Annotated in this window: 17 protein-coding genes; 5 read left to right on the top strand and 12 right to left on the bottom strand. The window is 64.2% G+C overall.

Going from position 1 to position 19,397, the window contains the following annotated elements; translation table 11 throughout:
• The 5 genes from BLT65_RS43825 to lpxK all read right to left on the bottom strand — a co-directional run.
• On the bottom strand, positions 1–243 hold a 243-nt coding region (locus tag BLT65_RS43825), incomplete at its 3' end, for a leucine zipper domain-containing protein (protein ID WP_143036688.1).
• 710 nt (positions 244–953) lie between these two features.
• Entirely contained in the window at positions 954–1,619 is a 666-nt protein-coding gene (gene adk / locus BLT65_RS43820; RefSeq protein WP_042312562.1) for an adenylate kinase, read from the bottom strand.
• Between the two features lie 260 nt (positions 1,620–1,879).
• On the bottom strand, positions 1,880–2,683 hold the full coding sequence (gene kdsB / locus BLT65_RS43815; RefSeq protein ID WP_042312559.1) for a 3-deoxy-manno-octulosonate cytidylyltransferase: 804 nt from the start codon (positions 2,681–2,683) through the stop codon (positions 1,880–1,882).
• A gap of 130 nt (positions 2,684–2,813) precedes the next feature.
• On the bottom strand, positions 2,814–3,017 hold the full coding sequence (locus BLT65_RS43810; RefSeq protein WP_007180583.1) for a Trm112 family protein: 204 nt from the start codon (positions 3,015–3,017) through the stop codon (positions 2,814–2,816).
• On the bottom strand, positions 2,998–4,014 hold the full coding sequence (lpxK, locus tag BLT65_RS43805) for a tetraacyldisaccharide 4'-kinase (RefSeq protein ID WP_091790361.1): 1,017 nt from the start codon (positions 4,012–4,014) through the stop codon (positions 2,998–3,000). The genes BLT65_RS43810 and lpxK overlap by 20 nt, the downstream gene beginning before the upstream one ends.
• A 587-nt stretch (positions 4,015–4,601) precedes the next feature.
• Here lpxK and xseA point away from each other — a divergent pair.
• The 5 genes from xseA to BLT65_RS43780 all read left to right on the top strand — a co-directional run bounded on the left by xseA (position 4,602) and on the right by BLT65_RS43780 (position 10,000).
• Entirely contained in the window at positions 4,602–5,981 is a 1,380-nt protein-coding gene (gene xseA, locus BLT65_RS43800; RefSeq protein WP_091790360.1) for an exodeoxyribonuclease VII large subunit, read from the top strand.
• 219 nt (positions 5,982–6,200) lie between these two features.
• Positions 6,201–6,779, top strand: a complete 579-nt coding sequence (locus tag BLT65_RS43795; protein WP_091790359.1) for a superoxide dismutase — start codon at positions 6,201–6,203, stop codon at positions 6,777–6,779.
• Positions 6,780–7,104: 325 nt separating this feature from the next.
• Entirely contained in the window at positions 7,105–8,274 is a 1,170-nt protein-coding gene (locus BLT65_RS43790; RefSeq protein WP_091790358.1) for a CaiB/BaiF CoA transferase family protein, read from the top strand.
• Positions 8,275–8,295: 21 nt separating this feature from the next.
• Positions 8,296–9,045 (top strand): electron transfer flavoprotein subunit beta/FixA family protein, encoded by a 750-nt coding sequence (locus BLT65_RS43785; protein ID WP_091790357.1) that lies wholly within the window; start codon positions 8,296–8,298, stop codon positions 9,043–9,045.
• 10 nt (positions 9,046–9,055) lie between these two features.
• Entirely contained in the window at positions 9,056–10,000 is a 945-nt protein-coding gene (locus BLT65_RS43780; protein WP_091790356.1) for an electron transfer flavoprotein subunit alpha/FixB family protein, read from the top strand.
• Between the two features lie 133 nt (positions 10,001–10,133).
• On the opposite strand, the gene BLT65_RS43775 is transcribed toward BLT65_RS43780, so the two are convergent.
• The 7 genes from BLT65_RS43775 to BLT65_RS43745 form a co-directional block, all read right to left on the bottom strand.
• Positions 10,134–10,958 carry an SDR family NAD(P)-dependent oxidoreductase gene (locus BLT65_RS43775; RefSeq protein WP_091790355.1) on the bottom strand — a complete coding sequence of 275 codons (825 nt, stop codon included), beginning with the start codon at positions 10,956–10,958 and terminating at the stop codon, positions 10,134–10,136.
• A 42-nt stretch (positions 10,959–11,000) separates the two neighbouring features.
• The gene (locus BLT65_RS43770) at positions 11,001–11,417 is read right to left on the bottom strand and encodes a MaoC family dehydratase (protein ID WP_091790354.1); all 417 of its coding nucleotides are present in this window, start codon (positions 11,415–11,417) and stop codon (positions 11,001–11,003) included.
• A gap of 12 nt (positions 11,418–11,429) precedes the next feature.
• Positions 11,430–11,870: a MaoC family dehydratase N-terminal domain-containing protein gene (locus tag BLT65_RS43765; protein WP_091790353.1), complete on the bottom strand. Its 441-nt coding sequence runs from the start codon at positions 11,868–11,870 to the stop codon at positions 11,430–11,432.
• A gap of 25 nt (positions 11,871–11,895) precedes the next feature.
• Positions 11,896–13,086: a lipid-transfer protein gene (locus BLT65_RS43760; protein WP_091790352.1), complete on the bottom strand. Its 1,191-nt coding sequence runs from the start codon at positions 13,084–13,086 to the stop codon at positions 11,896–11,898.
• 43 nt (positions 13,087–13,129) lie between these two features.
• On the bottom strand, positions 13,130–14,269 hold the full coding sequence (locus tag BLT65_RS43755; protein ID WP_042312529.1) for an acyl-CoA dehydrogenase family protein: 1,140 nt from the start codon (positions 14,267–14,269) through the stop codon (positions 13,130–13,132).
• Between the two features lie 47 nt (positions 14,270–14,316).
• Positions 14,317–16,197 carry a feruloyl-CoA synthase gene (locus BLT65_RS43750; RefSeq protein ID WP_091790351.1) on the bottom strand — a complete coding sequence of 627 codons (1,881 nt, stop codon included), beginning with the start codon at positions 16,195–16,197 and terminating at the stop codon, positions 14,317–14,319.
• Positions 16,198–16,476: 279 nt separating this feature from the next.
• On the bottom strand, positions 16,477–19,230 hold the full coding sequence (locus BLT65_RS43745) for a LuxR C-terminal-related transcriptional regulator (protein ID WP_482811882.1): 2,754 nt from the start codon (positions 19,228–19,230) through the stop codon (positions 16,477–16,479).
• Positions 19,231–19,397: the final 167 nt, after the last annotated feature.

The raw sequence follows: 19,397 nt of genomic DNA, 5'->3' as shown, positions 1-19,397 counted from the left end.
GCGCAGCTCGATGACCCGCGCTTCGATGTGCCCTGCAGAGCGTGTGGGGCTGTGATGCGGGCGGCGCGAGCGGTCGGCCAGTCCCTCAGCGCCTTCGGCCTTGTGGCGGGCGAGCCACTTGTAGCCGGTCTGGCGGGTGATCTTGAATTTGCTGCACAACTCGCTGAACGCAACCGCCTGCGTGGCGGCCTCACGGACGAAGTCTTCGCGACGATTCATGGTGTCTTTTACATCCCAGGGCATGGTCGAAATCCGGGCGTTTGATTACCCGAAAGTGTCAGTCATGTCCATGTACACCTGTCAGCGATGTCTCCAGTCTGTACACCGCCGCAAAGAAAAGTAGGCAAAAGAAAGCGGCTAACACCGCCAATTCTTGTTCTTGCCCACGGGCCCCAGCGGCCCCGTCCTGTACACGGCAACGCACGAGTCATTGCCCGTTGCCAACGCTTCGAATAGAGGCTTCACCCGCTTCAATCACCCGTAGCACAGCAGGAGGCAGCGAATCGTATGCGCCGCCCAGGTGGTGTACTGTGTGTAGGTTGTCGCGTCGTATGCGTTAGCGCTCTTGCAGGGTGGGGCGCATGCGCGATCGGTGTGGAGTGGTGCGTGTGAAGTACAGGAAACCTACACACAGTACACCACCTGGGCGGCGGTGGACTGTCTGGCGCGGCATGCTGTTGTGAGGGAGTGTGAAACGGGTGAGGCGCACATTCAGAGCGCTGGCAACGCGCACGAATGACGTGATTGCCGTGTGAAGCGTAAGAACCTGTGGGGGCCCTCAGGCAGGAAGAAATGTTGGCGGTGTTAGCCGCTTTCTTTTGCCTACTTTTCTTTGCGGCGGCAAAGAAAAGTAGGTGCCGCCCCGCACAGGGGCGACGCTTGAAGCACGCTAACGAATCGCGGATGCCAGCGAAAACAAAAGCAAACCACCCAGCGTCGCAAGACAAAAAAACTTACTTCAGCGCCTCAAACACGCGCGCACGGATTTCGTCGACGGAACCCAAGCCCGAGATACGCCGATATTGCGGCGCTGTCAGCGACGACGACGGATCGCCTTTCTGCGCCCAGCTGTTGTAGTACTCGATCAGCGGCTTGGTCTGCGCAACATACACGTCGAGGCGCTTCTTCACCGTCTCTTCCTTGTCGTCGTCGCGCTGGATCAGCGGCTCGCCCGTCACGTCGTCGACGCCTTCGACCTTCGGCGGATTGAACTTGACGTGATACGTACGGCCCGACGCCGGGTGCATACGGCGGCCGCTCATACGCGTGATGATCTCGTCGAACGGCACGTCGATCTCCAGCACGTAGTCGATGGCCACGCCCGCGTTCTTCATCGCTTCCGCTTGCGGAATGGTGCGCGGGAAGCCGTCGAACAGATAACCGTTTTCGCAGTCGCAGTCTTGCAGACGTTCCTTCACGAGATTGATGATGAGTTCATCCGTGACGAGTTCGCCCGCATCCATGTAGCGCTTCGCTTCAATGCCGAGCGGTGTGCCTGCCTTGACGGCGGCGCGCAGCATATCGCCCGTCGAGATTTGCGGAATGCCGAACTTTTCCTTGATGAAGTTCGCCTGGGTGCCCTTGCCCGCGCCAGGTGCGCCCAACAGGATCAAACGCATGTGATATCTCCAGATCTATGTGAATTCTGTGTGGCGCGCCGCGAGTCATGACATGCATGCTGCGGTCGACGCTCTTGATTCTTTGTTGCCGCTGTGATGACCGGGCAGCTTTTCGCTGCCGACTTCGCGCTGCACGCAATGAGCGGCGCTGCGAAGCAAACGGCAAAACAGGCAGATAAAAAAACGGGCGAATGGTGATATCGATCAACGCGCATCGATATCGGGTGAATCGCGCGAACGATCGATTATGCCATGGCTTTTTACGCCGACGACCCGAAAAACGCCTGTACACGGGCCAGATCGTCAGGCGTGTCGACGCCCGGCAGCGGCGCGTCATGCGTGACGAGCACCGCGATGCGCTCGCCGTGCCACATCGCGCGCAGCTGTTCGAGTGCTTCGGCTTGCTCGATCGGAGAGATAGACAGGTTCGGGTAAGTACGGAGGAACTTCGCGCGATACGCATACAGCCCGATGTGCCGATACACGGCAGCGGGTGCAGGCGGAGTGGGCATCTGCGCGACATTCGGCCAATGCGGCTGGTAGGCATCGCGGGCCCATGGAATCGGTGCGCGCGAAAAGTACAGTGCGACGCCGCGCGCATCGAGCACGACCTTGACGACGTTCGGATTGAATATTTCCGCAGGCTCGTGGATCGGATGCGCGGCTGTCGCGATTGCGCAGCCATCCGTCGATGCGAGGTGCGACGCTACGCCGCGCACCAGTGCCGGATCGATCAGCGGCTCGTCGCCCTGCACGTTGACGACGATCGTGTCGTCGCTCCAGCCGTAATGCGCCGCCACTTCCGCGAGACGGTCCGTGCCCGACGGATGATCGGCGCGCGTCATCATCGCGTCGATGCCATGCGCGCGCGCGACGTCGAATACGGATTGCGCGTCGGTCGCGACCAGCACCTGCTGCGCGCCCGATTCGAGCGCGCGTTCCGCGACCCGCACGACCATCGGCTTGCCGCCGATATCGGCCAGCGGCTTGTTCGGCAGACGCGTCGAAGCGAGGCGCGCCGGGACGACGGCGATGAAGGGCGGAGTGTGCAGGGTGTCGTTCATCGGAAGCGTCACATCAGGCCTTGTGCGGGCCGAGAAAGACGCGCCGCCTGATCGGCGGCGCGGGGTAGGTGTTCAATGGCGGCGTATGGGCAATGCTTCGTTCGATGCACCGCGTCACGCGCAGCGTCGCTCAGGCAACAGAACCAGGATTCAGATCGACGGGTGTGCCTTCGACCGTTTGCCGCGCTTCGTCGACGAGCATCACGGGAATGCCGTCGCGGATCGGATAGGCGAGCTTGTCTGCGTTGCAGATCAGCTCCTGCGCGGCGCGGTCGTAGCTGAGCGGGCCCTTGCAGATCGGGCAAACGAGAATTTCAAGCAGGCGAGCGTCCACGGACTTTCTCCACAACGAGTGCAATGAGGCGATGATCGAGCGTGGCTTCGACGGGGACAACCCAGAGCCGCGCATCATGCCAGGACCCCAATTTTACCGCATCCTTTTCAGTGATCAGGATCGCATCGGCGTCTGTGTCGGCGAACGGATTCGTGCTGAACGCGTAATGATCGGGTAGGGCGCGCGTCTGCGGCGAGAGGCCCGCCGCGCGCAGCGTCGCGAAGAAACGCTCGGGCGCGCCGATGCCCGCCGCCGCGAGCACGCGCTCCCCGGCGAACTGCGCGAGCGGCCGGCGCAGGCGCGGATTGTCGAGATGCCACGCGTCGCCGGGCGCGAGTTCCAGCGAGAACGTGTTCGGCCACGGCGGCAGCGCGCGGTCGTACGGATTGTTGATCAGCGTCGCGTCGCGCTCGCGCGACAGCGGCTCGCGCAACGGGCCGGCGGGCAGCAGGAAGCCGTTGCCGCCCAGCCGGTGATCGAACACGACGATCTCGGCGTCGCGCTCCAGACGGTAGTGCTGCAGGCCGTCGTCGCTGACGATCACGTCGACATTGCGGTGCGCCTTGCACAGCGCCTCGGCGGCGGCGACGCGGTCGGGACAAACGAACACGGGCGCACCCGTGCGGCGCGCGATCAGGAGCGGCTCGTCGCCCGCTTGCGACGCCTTCGAAGTCGGCGTGACCAGCGTCGGCAGCGTGATCTTCACGCCGTAGCCGCGCGACACGACGCCTGGCGTGAAGCCCGCGCTGCGCAGCGCCTGCACGAGCGCGATCACCGTCGGCGTCTTGCCCGTGCCGCCGACCGTCACGTTGCCGACCACCACGACGGGCACGCGAACGCGCACCGACTTCAGCCAGCCGAGCCTGAACGCCGCGCGGCGCGCGAGCGCGACCGCGCCGAACACGCAGGCGAGCGGCGTCATCGCCCACGCGAGCGGGCCGCGCTGCTGCCACTCGCGCGCGATGCGCGCTTCGACGCGGGAAGCGAGTTCGCTCATCGGCAGGCGGCCGGCTTGCGCGGCGCGTCAGACAGGACGGACAGGGCGAGCATCAGCAGGCATCTCCGGGCGGTCGGTTGCACCGACGGTTGAAAGACCAAGGGAACTACGAAACGCGGACAGCGGACGGAACAGCAACAGGACGACGGGGGCGGCGAAAACCCTTCGCGCCCATTCGCGCAAGCATGCTCGCCGCGTCCGACAGATTCCGCCAGAACCCGGCACTCTAGCGCGCGGGCGGCGTAAGCTGCAAGTCGGAAAGGCCACCACACGCGGCTCTCGCACGAGCAATGCTTTATCCATAGCCTGTGGATAACTTTGTGGAGAACGTGCCTTGCATTTTGTCGGGAAGGCCGTCGCGCAAGCATCGGCTCGGCAATGGGGAACTTTTATCGAGTAAAAATATGATAAAAATCAATGGGTTAGATGGTATTAAGTGGGCTCTGGGGCCGTTTTGAGTCCGCTCTCCGCGGCACTCCCGACATGTGGACACTTTTAACAATCCGGCGAAAGACGTTTAGAACGCGCTGGACCTGACTGGCCGATCGGTCTATCGTCTGTCCGGCCTGTTTTAAACCATTCCTCGCATGAATTCCGAAAGTCCTTTCTCGTCGTCCGCTGGCGCGGCCGGCGATGCCGTCGTTCCCGTCTCGGTACTCAACCGCGCGATCGGCACGATGCTCGAACGCTCGTTCCCGCTCGTCTGGGTCTCCGGCGAAGTGTCGAACTTCACGCGTGCCGCGAGCGGGCACTGGTATTTCTCGATCAAGGACGCGCAGGCGCAGATGCGCTGCGTGATGTTCCGCGGCCGCGCGCAATACGCGGAGTTCACGCCGCGCGAAGGCGACAAGATCGAAGTGCGCGCGCTCGTCACGATGTACGAGCCGCGTGGCGAACTGCAACTGAATGTCGAGGCCGTGCGCCGTACGGGCCAAGGCCGTTTGTACGAAGCGTTCCTGCGGCTGAAGGCGCAACTCGAATCAGAAGGCCTGTTCGACGCGGAACGCAAGCGCGCGCTGCCCGCGCATCCACGCGCGATCGGCATCGTCACGTCGTTGCAGGCGGCCGCATTGCGCGACGTACTGACAACCTTGGCGCGCCGCGCGCCGCACATTCCCGTGATCGTCTATCCCGCGCCCGTGCAGGGCGCGGGCGTCAGCGCGAAGCTGGCCGCGATGGTCGAGACGGCGAGCCGGCGCGGTGAGGTGGATGTGCTGATCGTGTGCCGCGGCGGCGGCTCGATCGAAGACCTGTGGGCGTTCAACGAAGAAGTGCTGGCCCGCGCGATTGCGGAGAGCAAGATGCCCGTCGTGAGCGGCGTCGGTCACGAAACCGACTTCACGATCGCCGACTTCGCCGCCGATGTCCGCGCGCCCACGCCCACGGGCGCCGCCGAACTCGTCAGCCCGCAACGCGTGCTGCTGCTGCGCGAGCTCGATCATCGTCATGCGACGCTCGCGCGCGGCTTCGGCCGCATGATGGAGCGGCGCGCGCAGCAGCTTGACTGGCTCGCGCGGCGTCTCGTGTCGCCGGCCGAAAGGCTCGCGCGGCAACGCACGCATCTGCAGCAACTGAGCGTGCGGCTCGCATCGGCGGGCGCGCGGCCCGTGCGCGATGCGCGCGGGCGTTTCGCGCTCGTGCAGATGCGCTGGCAGCGCTGGCGTCCCGATCTCTCGCTGCAACGTTCGCAAGTGAGTGGCCTCGCCGAACGGATGGAACGCGCATTGTTGCGCCAACATGAAAGACACATTGCGCGCGTGGAAACGCTTGCCGCGCGGCTCGAAGTGCTGAGCCCGCAACGCACGCTCGAACGTGGCTACGCGGCATTGCTCGATGCGCAAAACGGCCGCGCAGTGCGCGCGCCATCGGCACTGAAGCCGGGCCGCCGCATGACCGTTCACCTCGCTGAAGGATCGGCGGATATCGCGCTGTCGGATGTTCAGCCGCGTCTTACGGAAGGCTTTTAGTCGTGCTTTGAAGCGTCATTGGGCACAGTAGTTTTGACCTTCATAGGACAGGCGAAAAGCCGCTGCGCGAGCATTAATTACGCTGCCCGCGCAGCGCGTTTTCGCAATGCGTGCCATAAAGGGCTTGCGTTTGCGGGGTTATTCCAACTCGCCTACAATCGAGTGCTCCCGCAGCGTTATCCGCAGACTCCCCATAAACAGATACAAAGGAATAGCACCATGGAACATACGCTCCCGCCGCTGCCGTTCGCGAAGAACGCGCTCGCTCCGCACATGTCGGAAGAGACGCTCGAGTTTCACTACGGCAAGCACCATCAGACCTATGTGACCAACCTGAACAATCTGATCAAGGGCACTGAGTTCGAGAACCTGTCGCTGGAAGAGATCGTCAAGAAATCGTCGGGCGGTATCTTCAACAACTCCGCGCAAATCTGGAATCACACGTTCTTCTGGAACAGCCTGTCGCCGCAAGGTGGTGGCGCGCCGAAGGGCAAGGTCGCCGAAGCGATCAACGCGAAGTGGGGTTCCTTCGACAAATTCAAGGAAGAATTCACGAAGACGGCAGTTGGCACGTTCGGCTCGGGCTGGGCATGGCTCGTGAAGAAGGCAGACGGTTCGCTGGATCTGGTGTCGACGAGCAACGCCGCCACGCCGCTGACCACGGACGCAAAGGCGCTCCTCACGATCGACGTGTGGGAACACGCGTACTACATCGACTACCGCAATGCGCGTCCGAAGTTCGTCGAAACATTCTGGAACATCGTGAACTGGGACTTCGCGGAAAAGAATTTCGCGTAAGTCTTTGCGTGATCCGGTAAGCGTTTGAAAAACCGGCAAGCGCAGAATCAATGAAAAGCCCTCACTTGTGAGGGCTTTTTCTTTTTGGAATCCATTAATTCGCCATCCGAATTAATGGATGAATTGCGGTAATGCCCGCACTTGCCAGTATCCATCGAAACAAAACGCCTAGTCCCTTCGCCACCCGTTCGGGGTGGTCCTGTCCGCTGCCCGCCAGGGCTTACTACGATCAAGGGGCATTCTGTCGCCCCGGCACTCACAACAGACAGCAAGGCCCGGTTGGCACCCGTCAGCGGGGCCTCAATTCCATGGAGACAGGTGGACGATGGGCGTTTTGAACGGAATCAGAGTGCTGGAATTCGAGGCGATCGGTCCCGGGCCCTTCGGCGCGATGCTGCTCGCCGATATGGGCGCGGACGTGCTGCGTATCGACAGGCCGGCTGCGCCCGACGATCTCGGGCCGAAAACCAACGGTAAGCGGATCGACATCACGGGCCGCGGACGCCGCTCGGTCACGCTCGATCTGAAGCAGCCTTCATCGGCGGCAGCGGCGCTCGATCTGATGGCGCGCGCGGATGTCGTGATCGAAGGCTATCGGCCCGGCACGATGGAGCGTCTCGGACTCGGCCCCGACGAGGCCTTCGCGCGCAATCCGAAGCTCGTCTACGGACGCATGACGGGCTGGGGGCAAACAGGCCCGCTCGCGGCGCGCGCCGGCCACGATCTGAATTACATCGCGCTGTCCGGCGTGTTGTCCGGCATCGGACCTGCCGATGGCGCGCCCGTTGTGCCGCTGAACCTGGTCGGCGATTACGGCGGAGGCGGCATGTTGCTCGCACTCGGCGTCGTCTCGGCGTTGCTCAATGTGCAACGCGGCGGATCGGGCCAGGTCGTCGACGCGGCGATGACGGAAGGCGCCGCGCAACTCGGCGCGGTGATCTGGGGCCTGCTCGCGTCGGGCAACTGGCGCGAGCAACGCGCGAGCAATCTGCTCGACGGCGGCACGCCGTGGTACGACAGCTACCGCACGCGCGACGGCCACTACATGGCTGTCGGCGCGGTAGAAGCGCGCTTCTACGCGCAACTGCTCGACAAACTCGGCCTCGCCGATGCAGGCCTTCCGAAGCAGCACGATCGCAACGGCTGGCCCGTTCTGCGCGAAGCCTTCGCCGCGGCATTCGCTGCGCGCACGCGCGACGAATGGTGCGCGGCATTCGATGGCAGCGACGCATGCGTCGCGCCTGTGCTGGGCTTTTCCGAGGCGCCGGATCACCCGCAGCATCGCGCGCGCGGCAGCTTCGTCGAAGTGGCGGGCGTCGTGCAGCCCGCACCTGCGCCGCGCTTTTCGGGTACGCCGTCGCGCATCGACGGACCCGCGCCGCAGCGCGGGCAGGGCGGCTTGCGCGCATTGCGCGACTGGGGCTTCGACGATGCCGCCATCGAACGGATGGCGGCTTGCGGACTCGGCTTCCAGTCTGAAGTATCGGCAGGTTAATCGAACGACAGGAGACAACAGATGAAAGCACTCGTCGCGGTCAAACGCGTGGTGGACTTCAACGTGAAAGTGCGCGTGAAGTCCGATGGCTCGGGCGTCGATCTCGCCAACGTGAAGATGAGCATCAATCCGTTCGACGAAATTGCCGTCGAAGAAGCAGTGCGTCTGAAAGAACGGGGCGTCGTGAGCGAGGTTATTGCTGTGTCGTGCGGCGTGGCCGCGTGCCAGGAGACGCTGCGCACGGCAATGGCGATCGGCGCGGATCGCGGAATTCTCGTCGAAACGGACGCGGAGCTCGAGCCGCTTGCCGTCGCGAAGCTGCTCAACGCGCTGGTCGACAGGGAAAAGCCGCAACTCGTGTTGTTCGGCAAGCAGGCAATCGATAACGACAGCAACCAGACAGGGCAAATGCTGGCCGCGCTTGCGGGCTTGCCGCAGGCAACGTGCGCGAGCAAGGTCGAGATAGCCGATCAGTTCGCGATCGTCACGCGCGAGATCGACGGCGGACTGGAAGCCGTGCGTCTCGCGCTGCCCGCTGTCGTCACCGCCGACTTGCGGCTGAACGAGCCGCGCTACGCCACGTTGCCGAACATCATGAAGGCGAAGAAGAAGCCGCTCGATACGGTGACGCCCGCACAACTCGGCGTGGATATCGCGCCGCGCCTGACGGTGCTGAAGACCGCCGAGCCGCCGCAACGCGGTGCCGGCGTGAAAGTGCCCGACGTCGCCGCGCTTGTCGCGAAACTGAAAACGGAAGCCAAGGTACTGTGAGGAGACAAATATGACTGAACGTACTGGCGTGCTGGTGGTTGCCGAGCACGACAACGCATCGATCAGAAGCGCAACGCTGTGTACCGTGACGGCCGCGCTGCAATGCGGCGCCGACGTGCATGTGCTTGTCGCGGGGCATGGCGTGCAGGGCGCGGCGAATACGGCGGCGCGGATCGCGGGCGTATCGCGCGTGCTGGTCGCTGACGCGCCGCAACTCGCCCATGGTCTCGCCGAGAACATGGGTGCGCAGGTGATGCATGTCGCCGCGCGCTATAGCCACATCCTGTTTTCTGCGACGAGCATGGGTAAGAACGTCGCGCCGCGCGTCGCGGCGCTACTCGATGTCGCGCAGATTTCCGACATCGTGCGCGTGGTGAGCGCCGATACGTTCGAGCGCCCGATATACGCGGGCAATGCGCTCGTGACCGTGCGTTCCGGCGATCCCGTCAAGGTCGCGACGGTGCGCGTGACGAGCTTCGACGCGGCGTCGCCGGAAGGTGGCAGCGCGCAGATCGAAGCGATCGATACCGTGAGCGACAGTAACCTCTCGACATTCGTCGAGCGGCACGTCGCGAAGAGCGAGCGTCCCGAACTCGCCGATGCGCAGATCGTCGTGAGCGGCGGCCGCGCGCTCGGCAGCAGCGAGCGCTTCGACGAAGTGCTGACGCCGCTCGCCGACCGGCTGGGCGCCGCGCTCGGCGCGAGCCGCGCAGCCGTCGATGCGGGCTTCGCACCGAATGACTGGCAGGTCGGTCAGACGGGCAAGATCGTCGCGCCGCAGTTGTATATCGCGTGCGGCATCTCGGGGGCGATCCAGCATCTGGCGGGTATGAAGGACTCGAAGGTGATCGTCGCGATCAACAAGGATCCGGAAGCGCCCATTTTCAGCATCGCGGACTATGGTCTCGAAGCTGATTTGTTCGACGCGGTGCCGAAGCTGGTTTCGTCGTTATAGAGGTCTTGCCGGCGGCGGCTGTCTCGCCGCTGGCGGCTCACAGCACGAAGCAAAAAAAGGCGTCTCAACTACAGAGACGCCCTGAAAAAGTCCGGCCGGTTCCGGTGAATAGCCGGACTTCCACGCAAAGCAGTTACTGCAGGTTCCCCGCCACCGCGATGGTTTGCCCCGTGATGTAATTCGACTCAGGCGAGCAGAACAGATACACGCCGCCAGCCGCTTCTTCCGGCGTGCCGCCACGGCCAAGCGGGTTACGCTGCGCGTGCGACTTCAGCATGTCAGGGTTCAGCCCAACACGAATATCGCGCCCGTCGATACTGACCGTCGCGCCCGCATGCGCATCGGCCGAAGTCATTCGCGTGTGGATCAGACCGAACGCCACGCAGTTGACGTTGACATTGAAGCGTCCCCATTCGCGCGCCAATGCCCGCGTCATGCCGATCACGCCCGCCTTCGCCGACGAGTAGTTCATCTGGCCGGCATTGCCGTTCAGCGCGGACACCGACGAAATGTTCACGATCTTCCGATACACCTCGCGGCCCGCTTCCTTGTCGGCGGCGTGCAGCGCTTTCACATGCGGATACGCGGCGCGCAGGATGCGAAACGGCGCGGTCATATGACAGTCAATGATCGCGTACCACTGCTCGTCGCTCATCTTCTGGATCACGTCGTCCCACGTATAGCCCGCGTTGTTGACGATGATGTCGATGCCCTTGAATTCCTTCAGCGCGGTGCCGACAAAGCGATCCGCGAAATCCGGCGCGGTCACGTTGCCGACGCAGGCCACGGCTTCCACGCCCATCTTCTTCAACGCTTCGACCGTTTCGTGCGCCGGATCGGCGTCGAGGTCGTTGACCACGATGCGCGCGCCTTCATTCGCGAACTTTTCGACGATCGCGCGACCGATGCCGCGCCCCGAGCCCGTCACGAGGCCGACCTTGCCGTCAAGCTTTCCCATTTGCTGTTCTCCTGTGTATGTCTGATTGCGTCGTGGCGCTGATCAAAGTGCGATCACAGCCTCGCCGACCACGCGCGGTTCGCCGTATTGATTGGCCGTCTGGATTTCGAGCTTCACGCGCCGTTCGCCCTCAGTTTCGAACTTGTCGACGATGCGGCCCGTACACGTGACCTGATGCCCCAGATGCGTGATACCGACGAACCGCACGCCGAACTCGCGCAACTGCCGCTGATCGACCCAACGCGTGAGCAGACGGCCGAGATAAGCCATCGACAGCATGCCGTGCGCGAATACGTCGGGCATCCCCGCCTTGCGCGCATAGTCGGTATCGATATGCACGCGGTTGTGATCGCCCGACGCACCTGCGAAGAGCGCAAGCGTCGTGCGGTTGACGGGTTCGAGCGTCAGCGGCGGCAGTGTGTCGCCGATCTTCACATCGTCGAATTTCAGGGTGCTCATAGACGTTCTCCGTTAGCCGTTGCGTTGCACGAGCACGCTGTGCAGATCGGCGACATGCTCGCCTTTCTGGTTCGTCACGCGTGTTTCGCGCACGACGAAATCGAGCGCGCCGTTCTTCTTGTCGTAGATGTCGGCGATGCGGCTTTCGAAGCGCAGCACGTCGCCCGCATAAGCAAGACGGTGATACGTGAACGACTGCTCGCCGTGCAGGATGCGCGACAGCTGGATACCCAGTTCGTCGCGCCAGCTCGTATCCGGCTGCTGAAGCTCCAGCGAGAACAGAAACGTGGGCGGCAGCGGCAGGGCGGGATGCCCTGCGTCGCGCGCCGCCGATTCGTCCAGATAGACGGGATTGGTTTCGCCCGTCGCCTTCGCGAAGAAGCGCAGCTGACCCGCTTCGGCGACGGCGCAAAACGCCGGCAATACCTTGCCGATAAACTTTTTGTCGATCATGTCGGATGCTCCGTGAACGCGGCTTTTATCGTGCTGCCTTATAGACAGTCACGACACATGCGCCGCCGAGCCCGACGTTATGCGCGAGCGCGACCCGCGCGCCTTCCACTTGGCGCGCATCCGCCTTGCCGCGCAATTGTTGCGTGAGTTCGAAACACTGCGCGAGACCCGTCGCGCCCAACGGATGCCCCTTCGACAGCAGACCGCCCGACGGATTGACCACCCATTTGCCGCCATACGTGTTGTCGTCGTCGTTGACGAGCTTTGCGCCTTCGCCTTCCGCGCACAGGCCGAGCCCTTCGTACGTGAGCAACTCGTTCTGCGCGAAGCAGTCGTGCAACTCGATCACGTCGATGTCTTCCGGGCCGACGCCCGCCTGTTCATACGCGATCTTTGCGGCATCACGCGTCATGTCGAAGCCGACCACGCGGATCATGTCGCGTGCGTCATACGTGCTCGGCAGATCGGTCGTGAGCGCCTGGCCTGCAATCGTCACGTCGGTATGCAGCCCGCGCTTGCGCGCGAATTCTTCGGAAACGATGATCGCGGCAGCCGCGCCGCAAGTCGGCGGGCAGGCCATCAGACGCGTCAGCACGCCGTCCCACAGCATCGGCGCGGCCATCACGTCTTCCGTCGACACGACGTTGCGGAACACGGCAAGCGGATTGCGCGCCGCATGCTGGCTCGCCTTCGCGCGAATCTTTGCGAACGTTTCGAGCTTCGTGCCGTACTTCTGCATGTGCGCCATGCCTGCGCCCGCAAACTGGCGAATCGCATTGCTCAATCCTTCGGGACGGCCGACGAGTTGATCCGTCATGTCGAGCGCCCGTTCGAGCGCGCTGGCGCGGTCGGTCCACACAGACCTGAGCGCGCCCGGTCCCATGAATTCGAAGCCGACGGCGAGCGCGCAATCGACGGCGCCGCTTGCCACAGCCTGACGCGCGAGAAACAACGCCGACGAACCCGTCGCGCAGTTGTTGTTGACGTTGATGACGGGAATGCCCGTCATGCCGACGTGATAAAGCGCTTTCTGGCCGGAGGTCGAATCGCCGTACACGTAACCGGCATAGGCCTGCTGCACGTCGCCATAGCCGATACCCGCGTCGGCGAGCGCATCGCGCACCGCGTTCGCGCCCATCGCGTCATAGGTGTCGCTCATGCCCGGCTTCTTGAACGGAATCATGCCGACACCGGCAACGAAGACATTGCGAGTCATGTCACTGCTCCTTCTGAATGGAATGTTCGGTTGACGTGGGGGATCACAGCTTGCGGGAGATGAGGTCGCGCATGACTTCGCTCGTGCCGCCATAGATACGCATCACGCGCGCATCGGCGAAAGCGCGGGCGACGGGATACTCGAGCATGTAGCCGTAGCCGCCGTGCAGCTGCACCATTTCGTCGAGCGCCTTGCCGAGCGTTTCCGTCGCGAAGAGCTTGGCGATCGCGGCTTCTTCGAGCGTCAGGCGGCGGCGCACGTGTTCTGCGAGATAGTGATCGACGAGAAGGCGCACGGCGGAGGCTTGCGCCTTGATGTCGGCGAGCTTGAACTTGGTGTTCTGGAAGTCCCACACGGTCTGGTTGAACGCGCGGCGATCCTTCACGTAGTTGATCGTGTGATCGAGACAGACTTCGAGCTTGGCGGCCGCGCCGATCGCAATTGACAGGCGCTCTTGCGGCAGTTCGGCCATCAGGTACGCGAAACCCTTGCCTTCCTCGCCGAGACGGTTCGACACGGGTACGCGCACGTTGTCGAAGAAGAGTTCTGCCGTGTCCTGCGCATGCTGGCCGACCTTGTCGAGCTTGCGGCCGCGCCGGAAGCCGTCGCGGTCCGCTTCGACGACGATCAGGCTCACGCCCTTCGAGCCCGCGTTCGGATCGGTCTTGCAGACCATGATGATGAGATCGGCATTTAGCCCGTTGCTGATGAAGGTCTTGCTGCCGTTGATCACGTACTCGTCGCCGTCGCGGATGGCGGTCGTGCGTATCGCTTTCAGGTCGCTGCCCGTGCCCGGCTCGGTCATGCCGATCGCGAGAATGGCTTCGCCCGAACAAACTTTAGGCAGCCAGCGCTGTTTCTGTTCTTCATTGCCGAGCCGCGCAATGTACGGCGCGATGATGTCCGAGTGAACCGAAAAGCCGAGACCGCTGACGCCCGATCGGTTGGTCTCTTCATTGAGCACGGCCGCGTGGCCGAAGTCGCCGCCGCCACCGCCATATTCCGTCGGCAAGGTGAGGCACAGCAGACCTTCGCGGCCTGCCTTGAGCCAGGTTTCGCGGTCGACTTTGCCCGCCTTGTCCCACTCTGCCTGCTTCGGCACGCATTCGCGTTCGAGAAAGCGCCGCGCACTGGTGCGCAGCATTTCGTGATCTTCACGAAAGACGGTTCGGGTGATTTGCATGACTAAATATTCCTGTTTGTATGGAGGCGTAGACCTTTTGCAGATCGTTACTGCGCGCTGGCGATGTGCGCCGCGGTTGGAGTCTGGAAAATCTGTTCGACGAAATGCGCGCGGCGCGCGCGCGTCACCGACTGGTTGACGTAGCCCTTGTCGGCGATCTCATTGGCGTCGATGGACGGGGGCTCGGCCATCAGCATCACGCGCTCGATGCGCAGACTGGAGCCGCTGTTTGCCTGCAAGCGCAAGCACTTGCTGATCGCATCGACGACGACAGGGTGCTGCACCAGCGACGCGACATCGAGTGATACGAGTTCCGGCGCGAGCATCCGGCACGCGGCGACATTGGGCCACGCGAGCGCGGCGAGATAGTCGTGATCGTGTCCGCAGATCACGGCATCCGTCAGCAGCGGCGAGCAACGCTCCAGCAGCGCGAGTCGCACAGCGCCCGTGCGCACCCATGTGCCGTTGGTCAGCTTGAAGTCTTCGACGACGCGGCCGGCGAACATCATGCCTTGCGACGGATCGTCGGCGTTCACGAGACGCACGGCGTCGCCGAGACGGAAGAAGCCGTCGTCGTCGAAGGCGGCCGCCGTCAGTTCCGGATGCGCGACATAGCCGCCGAACACATGCGGCCCGCGCATGCGGATCTCGTAGCGCGCGTCGCCGCCTTCGAGCGGCACGAGCTTCACCTCGGCGCCGGGCACAGGCGTGCCGATGTTGCCGTTCTCCGCATTGCCGCGGCCACAGTAAGTGCCCATGCCGCTCGTTTCGGTGCAGGCGAGGCCCGTGCAGAACGCGATACGCTGCCCGATGGTCTGCTCGGCGACGCGCTGGATGCGCTGCCAGACGTCGCTGGGCAGACTCGCGCCGCCGTAGCCGAAGTAATGCACGTTCGCGAACAGCTTGCGCGCAAGCTCGGGGTCGCGTTCGAGTTCGCCCGCGAGCACGGTCCACGCGGACGGCACGCTCGTGAAGATAGTCGGCGATACACCGCGCAGATTGCGCACCGTCCGTTCGATCATGCCTGGCAGCGGCCTGCCGTCGTCGATATGATGGGCTGCGCCGAACTGGATCGAGCGCCCGAGGTTCAACACACCGCCCAGGCCATGGTGCCACGGCAGCCAGTCGAGAAACGCGGGCTCGGTCTCGCGCAGCCAGCCGAGGTTGTCCGCATAGTACGCGGCGACCGCGCGGAAGTTGCCATACGTCAGCGCGACGCCTTTGGGCGTGCCCGTCGAACCGGAGGTGAACAGCACGCGCGCGGTGTCGTCGGCGCGGATCGCCGCGTGTGCGGCCGCGACCTTTGCGATCTGCTGCGGCGTGAGGTCTTCGGCGATCAGGTCTGCCCAGGCGATTACGCCAGGGCGCACACCTTGGACTGCGATGACGGTCGTCGTAGCCGAGCCGAGCGCGGCAAGCGCGCGCTCATACGGCACGGTGTCCTGCACGAACAGCGCGGCGGGCGGCACGAGTGTCGCGACGCCGACGAGGCGTGCGAAATCCTTGCTGATGGTGGAGTACGCGGGCGAGACGGGCGCGGTGGGCACGCCGACGTATTCGGCGGCGAGCAGCAGCACCGCCTGTTCGATCGAATTGCCCGACAGCAGCATCAGCGGCTGATCCTGATCGAGGCCGAGCCCGAGCAGCGCCGCGCCGACGAGTTGAACCTGCCGCCACAGTTCTGCCCAACTCAGTGAACGCCACTCGCCGCGCGCGTCGCGCTCTCGGAACGCGGGTTTGTTGCCTCGCTGAGCGGCCCATGCAGGGATGAAATCCGCGAAGCTTTTTTCGGCGATGTCGGGCGGCGGCGTGGCCGAACGCAGTATCAGCGTGCCATCGGCGCGACGTTCGACCAGCGTGCGCCGCTCGGGAATGCGAACGGGACGGTAGGACGCTGCCGCCGGTTGAGTGGGGGTGACCGTCATCATGACGCCTTGTCTCCTATGTCAGCGATGACCCGCGTGGGCGCTTTGGCGCCTTACGCTGGCCTTGTGCAACATGGTTGCTGTACCGCGTGATGAGCGCCGCGCAGCCGCGCTTTGTATTGAAGGTTGCCGGCGTATCGACGCGCGGCTGACCTGTATCCAAGAGTAGTGGCAGACGCTACGCGCAAAACCACCCGCGCCGGGTGGCAGCGCTCATGAGGATGAAAGCCCGCAGGCAAGGTTGGGGACCGCGCGCAGGCCGCGCTGCGCGTCCCGTCGGGCTCAGCGCGCGATTTCGCCCGACGCACATCCCAACTCGAAGTCGCGCACACGTGCGACGGCTTCGTCGCGGCTCGATACGCCGAGCTTGCCGTAGATATTTTTCAGATGCCACTTGACGGTTTCCGGCGACAAACCGAGCGTGCGGGCGATCTTCTTGTTCGGCAGCGCCTGCGCGAGCAGATGCACGACTTCGGCTTCGCGCTCGCTCAGCAGTTCGGCGCCTGTCGAGATATTGCCGCGCGCATCGGGCGGTGCGTCGCGCCGGCCAGCAACGGCCACCGCAGCCTGATGCGCCGCATCCAGCCGCGACGCATAGAAGCGCAGCAAGGGATCTTCCGGCGTCGCGTCGAGCACCGCATGAATCACGTCCAGCGCGGCACGGTCCGCATCGAGAATGGTGCGCACGAGGCCGAGGCGGTGACCACGCCGCAACGCGGACAACACGTACTTATGCATCGCTGCCGTGCGTCCGAGGCGCGCCGCGACGACGGCCGCCTGCATCTCATAGCGCACGGCATGACGTTGCCAGCCGCGCTCTTCGCACAGCGCGATCAGCGGTTGCAGCCGCACGGCAGCCGCCTCGAAGTCTTCGTGCGCGACGCACCAGTCGACATGCGCCTGCTCCGTCAGCGCTGCCACGGCAGTCAGCGTACTCGCGCGCTCTTGCGGCACCCGTGCGGCAATCGAATCGAGACGTGCGAGCGCGGCTTCGGCGGCATCGAAATGATCGATCGACAGATGATGGCGCACCTGTTCGGCGAGGCCGTGCGCGACGAGGCGCAGCAGCCCGTGCTGCGACGCGTATTCGTCGAGCCGTTCGAGATAGGCCATTGCGTCGAGATGGTGGCCCGCCAGCCAGTGTACCGACGCCAGCACCGTATGCACGCGCAGCACCGAATCGGGCACCGACACGCGTTCCAGCACGTCGACGCGGCCTTCGATCAGCTTGCGCGCCGCGTCGGGCTCGTTGAATTCGTACAGTACTTCGCCGAGCAGCGCCGCCGCGAGGCAACTCGCTTCGGCGGCCGGGCTGCCACGCGAGTCGGCTTCGAACAGTACGTCGCGGCAGATGCGCTCGGCCTGGACGAACTTGCCTTCGAGCGCATAACTGAACCCGACGAAGCAGCGTCCGTTTAGCGTGCCCGCGCTCGTGCCGACGAGCGGCGCATCGTCGAACAGGATGGGCGGCGTGTCGAGTTGCATGCGCCGCGCGTCCGCATAGTGCCCGCGATGCATGTACAGCCACGAAAGAATATTGTTGCGCGCGCCGACGATCAGCCCGTCCGCCTGCGCGGGCGCGTCGAGCAGACGCGGCAGGATCGACATCGCGCCGTCGGTGTCGTCGCGCTGCACGGCGAGGGCGGCTTGCAGCAGCGTAAGCCGGTATTGAAGCGAGGGATCAGCCTGGTCGATGTCGCCTTGCAGGCTGGTAACCGTCGTCTCGCACGCGGCGAAATCGCGCGCGTACAGATGCAGATGCGCCATCCACAGACGCAGCCCGATGCGCGCCTGAATCTCAGCGACGGGCAGCATACGCATGAGCGCAACCACCTTGCGCAACTCGCCGCCAACCTGCAACTCACGCGCAACGGCGAGCACGAGATCCGCGGCCTCGCCCGGTTCGCCCGCGAGCATCGCATGGCGCACGGCTTCGTCCGCGTGACCGTGAGCGCGGAACCAGGTCCACGCGGCGCGGTGTACGTCGCGCTGGTAACGCCCGCTGCGCGCGCCGAAACGTTCGAGCAATGTTTCCCGAAACAGCGGATTGAGCCGGTACCACACGGCGGCGTCCTGCGACTCGACGGGCGCGACGAACAGGTTGTCGCTCTCCAGCCGCGCGAGCAGCGCGAGCACCTCGGCGGGATTCTGTTCGCCCGCCACGAGCGCAACGCAAAGCTGCCCGCAGATGCGCGCGCACGCGGCCATACGGATCAGCAGCTCGACCTCGGAAGGCGACAGCCGCGACAGCACTTCGCGCTCGAAATAATCGGCGAACGCGCGCGGATCGTGCAGGTGCAATTGCGCCGGCATGTCGGCCGATGCGCTGTCGTTCGGTCCTTGCCGGTTGCGCTTCGCGCGGATCGCGAATAGCTGCAGTCCCGCTGCCCAGCCGTCGGCGAGTTCGTGCAGGCGGCGCGCGTCCTTCGTGGAAATATCGCCGATCTGCGCTTTCAGAAACGCTTCGGATTCCTGGGCAGTAAAGCGCAAATCGCGCATGTCGAGTTCGAGCACCAGACCCTGATCGCGCAGCCTGCCCAACGACAGCGACGGGATGGTGCGCGACGCGAACACGATATGCAGATTCGCGGGCGCGTAATCGAGCAGCCATTGGAGCGCTTCATGGTTGCGCGCGTTGGCGAGATGATGCACGTCGTCGAGCACGAGCACGAGTTCGGCGGGGTGGCGCGCGATGCCGTTGACGAGCGCGATCACCGTGCGCTCGACGGCTTCCTCATCCATTCCGCGTCCGCCGAGCAGCGCGGCTTCCTTACAAATCGACGGATTCACCTGGCTGAGGCTGCCGACCAGATCGTCGAGGCAAACGGTGGGATCGTCGTCGTCCGGTGTGAAAGTCAGCCACGCGATATCGAAACCGAGCGGCAGCAACGCTTCGCGCCAGGCGACGAGGGCTGTCGTCTTGCCCGAGCCGGCCGGTCCCTGAACGACGATGCAGCGCATGCGGCGCGCGTCGCGCAGTTGCGCGAGCAGTCGTTCGCGCGCGACGACACGCGCCGCGCTGCGCGGGGGAAGCAAGCGGAGGTGGGCGCCGGATTCTTCGGTGCCGGCGTTGCGCCGGCAAGCTGAGGTAGAGCGGGAATTCTGCGGCATATCGACCTGCGCCTCGTGTCTCCCGCGCCATCGGTAATGGCTGTTGGGATGACAAAAATTGACGGGCCATTCTATCGCAGTGCCAAGCAAGC

The sequence above is a fragment of the Paraburkholderia steynii genome, assembly GCF_900100565.1.
In the GTDB taxonomy this organism is placed as follows: domain Bacteria; phylum Pseudomonadota; class Gammaproteobacteria; order Burkholderiales; family Burkholderiaceae; genus Paraburkholderia; species Paraburkholderia terrae.
Note: the sequence above shows the minus strand (reverse complement) of the source record. Positions and strands in the feature narration are given on the sequence as shown.

Excerpts from the sequence above, each read along its gene's own strand:
- BLT65_RS43790 (WP_091790358.1), top strand. The coding sequence starts at position 7,105 with ATGGGCGTTTTGAACGGAATCAGAGTGCTGGAATTCGAGGCGATCGGT.
- adk (WP_042312562.1), bottom strand. The coding sequence starts at position 1,619 with ATGCGTTTGATCCTGTTGGGCGCACCTGGCGCGGGCAAGGGCACCCAG.
- BLT65_RS43750 (WP_091790351.1), bottom strand. The coding sequence starts at position 16,197 with ATGATGACGGTCACCCCCACTCAACCGGCGGCAGCGTCCTACCGTCCC.
- BLT65_RS43755 (WP_042312529.1), bottom strand. The coding sequence starts at position 14,269 with ATGCAAATCACCCGAACCGTCTTTCGTGAAGATCACGAAATGCTGCGC.
- BLT65_RS43780 (WP_091790356.1), top strand. The coding sequence starts at position 9,056 with ATGACTGAACGTACTGGCGTGCTGGTGGTTGCCGAGCACGACAACGCA.
- kdsB (WP_042312559.1), bottom strand. The coding sequence starts at position 2,683 with ATGAACGACACCCTGCACACTCCGCCCTTCATCGCCGTCGTCCCGGCG.
- xseA (WP_091790360.1), top strand. The coding sequence starts at position 4,602 with ATGAATTCCGAAAGTCCTTTCTCGTCGTCCGCTGGCGCGGCCGGCGAT.
- BLT65_RS43785 (WP_091790357.1), top strand. The coding sequence starts at position 8,296 with ATGAAAGCACTCGTCGCGGTCAAACGCGTGGTGGACTTCAACGTGAAA.
- BLT65_RS43775 (WP_091790355.1), bottom strand. The coding sequence starts at position 10,958 with ATGGGAAAGCTTGACGGCAAGGTCGGCCTCGTGACGGGCTCGGGGCGC.
- lpxK (WP_091790361.1), bottom strand. The coding sequence starts at position 4,014 with ATGAGCGAACTCGCTTCCCGCGTCGAAGCGCGCATCGCGCGCGAGTGG.
- BLT65_RS43760 (WP_091790352.1), bottom strand. The coding sequence starts at position 13,086 with ATGACTCGCAATGTCTTCGTTGCCGGTGTCGGCATGATTCCGTTCAAG.
- BLT65_RS43770 (WP_091790354.1), bottom strand. The coding sequence starts at position 11,417 with ATGAGCACCCTGAAATTCGACGATGTGAAGATCGGCGACACACTGCCG.
- BLT65_RS43765 (WP_091790353.1), bottom strand. The coding sequence starts at position 11,870 with ATGATCGACAAAAAGTTTATCGGCAAGGTATTGCCGGCGTTTTGCGCC.
- BLT65_RS43795 (WP_091790359.1), top strand. The coding sequence starts at position 6,201 with ATGGAACATACGCTCCCGCCGCTGCCGTTCGCGAAGAACGCGCTCGCT.